Genomic DNA, 3,031 nt, shown 5'->3' on the forward strand with positions numbered 1-3,031 from the left:
CGCCCATGCCACTTTTTATAATTCGCGCGTGTACGGATTTTTTGCTATCACCGTTCGCGAATGTTTCTTATTATTCTCACCAACCGTCGGCGAGGAAGGGTTCGGCCACGGCCGCCACAGGGTGCTGTTTGACCCACATGCCTGCATTTGAACCGTTGCCAGAAGATTGGAATGGAGTCCTTTTCGCGTTGTGCTGTTGCGCGTTTTGGGGGATCGCGCCGGCGGTTCGGTTGAGTATCGTACCCCGTGTTCAGGGTGTTCATGCGGGAGGAGGAGGTTGCGATGGAGGAGAGCGGCGCGGCCTGTGGTTGCGCCTTCGAGGTCTTGTCATCTGATTTTTGTTTTCAATCGTATTTGATTTCACGTCTCACGCTCGCCGCGAAAACTGGGTGTTCCAGTTGACGCCGCGAGCCATGAAAGGGAAACGCACATGAGCTCCAAGTCCAAATGTATGATCGCGGCCGCCGCCATGGCCGGCCTTCTCGCTGGCGCTGCTTCACGCACAATGGCGTCCACTCCAGTCGCGTCCTCCGGGGTCTCGATCTCGCCCAGCACCGTCAAAGCGTCGAGCACTGTCGACACCCGCCTCGGTTCCAAGGCACTTGTCGACGATACCTCCAAGACCACCAAGCATGACTGCAAGGGCAAGAATGCCTGCAAGGGCCAGGGCGGTTGCAAGACCGGCGACAATGGTTGCAAAGGCAAGAATAGCTGCAAGGGCAAGGGCGGCTGCAAGACCAATCAAGCCCCCTAGCTGTAAGCCACTCGCCGATTTGTTCATCCTATGATGTACCCGGACCCCCGTGCGGGAAACCGCCCGGGTGTCCTTTGACGGAAGAAAATCCGCGGAAGAAAATCTGAATGTCGAAATCCGAAATCCGAAACAATATCGAAATTCGAATGAATGCAAATGCGAAACGTGGATCGCACCGACGAGCGGTTTGACCATCGTCATTTGGATTTGTTTTGGATTTCGATATTCGAATTTGTTTCGGATTTCGAGTTTCGGAGTTCGGATTTGGACCTACCCAGATGGCAGCAAATCGATTTAACGGCTACTCGGATCTCGGCGTTGGCATCGGGCTGCGGATTCCCCATTATCGCCATATTCTCAGCAAGAAGCCGACCTGCGACTGGTTCGAGATCATCAGCGAAAACTATATGTGCGATGCCGGCCGGCCCCTCGAGGTGCTCGACCAGATCCTCGAGCAATACAAGGTCGTGCAGCATGGCGTCAGCATCTACTTCGGCTCAACCGATCCGCTGAACCGCGAGCATCTCAAGCGTCTCAAGAACCTGATCAAGCGGACAAAGACTCCGTTTCTTTCCGATCATCTTTGCTGGGGGAGCGTGGACGGAACCTATTCGCACGATCTCCTGCCGATGCCGTACACGTTTGCCGCCGCCAAAGTGACGGCTCGCAAGGTGCGCGAGGCGCAGGACTCTCTGGAAGTGCCGATCTGCGTCGAGAATGTCAGCAGTTATGCCGAGTTCCATGCGTCGGAAATGACGGAATGGGAGTTCCTGAGCGAGGTGGTCGAACTGGCCGATTGCGGCATCCTTCTCGACGTGAACAACATCTATGTCTCGTCGATGAATCACACCTTCAATCCATACGATTACCTGAACAACATCCCGCACGATCGCGTCGGCCAGATCCATGTCGCGGGCCATTCCAAGTACGAAAAGTATATCCTCGACACCCACGATCACGCCCCGATCGATCCGGTCTGGCAGATGTATGGCCGGGCGATCGAGTTATGCGGCAGGACCAACACGCTGCTGGAATGGGATGCACACATCCCCAGTTTCGACGAGGTCCACGAGACGGCGCTAAAGGCGAATGATTTCATCGCCCGGTCACTGAAAAACGGCAATGCCAGGCAGGAGCGCCGACATGCGACCGTCGCTGTCTAAATCTCCAAAACGCAGTGGCATGGGCGGCCCGCCCATGTCTTCGGTAAGAAACACGGGCGGGCCGCCCGTGCCACGTCGTCAGACGATTGCCGAACTTCGCGAGCTTCAACGCCTCGCGTTCGCGACCATCAGCTTTCCCCTGACCAAAGCTGGCGACCCGCAGCGAACCTTCCGCGATGGCCGGCCCATGCGAGACGTCGCGGCGGGGTTTATCAAGCCCAACGATCGCCTCACGAGCCTCGAACGCATTGCCATCTACAATCGGCAATACTGGTATCGGCTGATGGATTGCCTGTGGGACGATTACCCCGGCTTGCGCGCCATCCTGGGCAAGCAGAAGTTTGAAAAACTGCGCATCGCGTATCTGACACGCTATCCCTCGCGCTCATTCACATTGCGAAATCTGGGCGACCACCTCGTGCAGTTTCTCGAAGAAGAGCCGCAATACACCGCGCCCAACGGAGACATCTGCCTCGACATGGCCCGCTTCGAATGGGCGCAGGTGGTGGCGTTCGACGGAGAAGAACGGCCACCATTGGCGGTGGATGACCTGCTCGGCCAGGATCCCGCCAAACTGCGTTTGTCGCTTCAGCCATATCTGACGTTGTTGGAGATGGATTACCCGCTGGACGATTTCGTGATTGCGGTAAAGAAGCGTGATGAAGCCATGCGCTCGCAAGCCAGCAACGCGATGGAAGCCGAGCGGATCGAGAGCAATCGCCGGCGGTCGCGCATTCCCAGGCGCGAGAAGATTTTTCTCGCGGTACATCGCCACGAGAATGATTTATATTACAAGCGGCTCGATCCGGCGGAGTACCAGTTGCTGATCCTGCTGCGCGATGGGAAGACGCTTGCTGATGCGTGCAGTCGCGTCATCTCTGAGTATGATGATCTGGATTGGACCGCGCGCATTCAACGGTGTTTTGCCCGTTGGACCGAAACCGGCTGGTTTTGTAAACGGCACTAATCGTGACACGGGCGTCCCGCCCGTGGGAACTCCGTGAAATTGCGAGTGTGCTGATTTTGAACTGACGTGGCATGGGCGCCCCGCCCATGTTTTCGGTTAAAAACACGGGCGGGCCGCCCGTGCCACAGCTTGTGAAACCGGCTCTAG

General features: G+C 56.9%; 3 protein-coding genes. All 3 read left to right on the forward strand.

What is annotated here, in order from left to right; all coding sequences use genetic code 11:
• The first annotated feature begins 430 nt into the window (after positions 1-430).
• Entirely contained in the window at positions 431-754 is a 324-nt protein-coding gene (locus VN887_17965; protein HXT41900.1) for a hypothetical protein, read from the forward strand.
• 278 nt (positions 755-1,032) lie between these two features.
• On the forward strand, positions 1,033-1,917 hold the full coding sequence (locus VN887_17970; GenBank protein HXT41901.1) for a DUF692 domain-containing protein: 885 nt from the start codon (positions 1,033-1,035) through the stop codon (positions 1,915-1,917).
• Between the two features lie 19 nt (positions 1,918-1,936).
• Positions 1,937-2,884 carry a DNA-binding domain-containing protein gene (locus tag VN887_17975; GenBank protein ID HXT41902.1) on the forward strand — a complete coding sequence of 316 codons (948 nt, stop codon included), beginning with the start codon at positions 1,937-1,939 and terminating at the stop codon, positions 2,882-2,884.
• The last annotated feature ends 147 nt before the right edge of the window (positions 2,885-3,031 follow it).

It is taken from the genome of Candidatus Angelobacter sp., assembly GCA_035607015.1.
GTDB lineage: Bacteria > Verrucomicrobiota > Verrucomicrobiia > Limisphaerales > AV2 > AV2.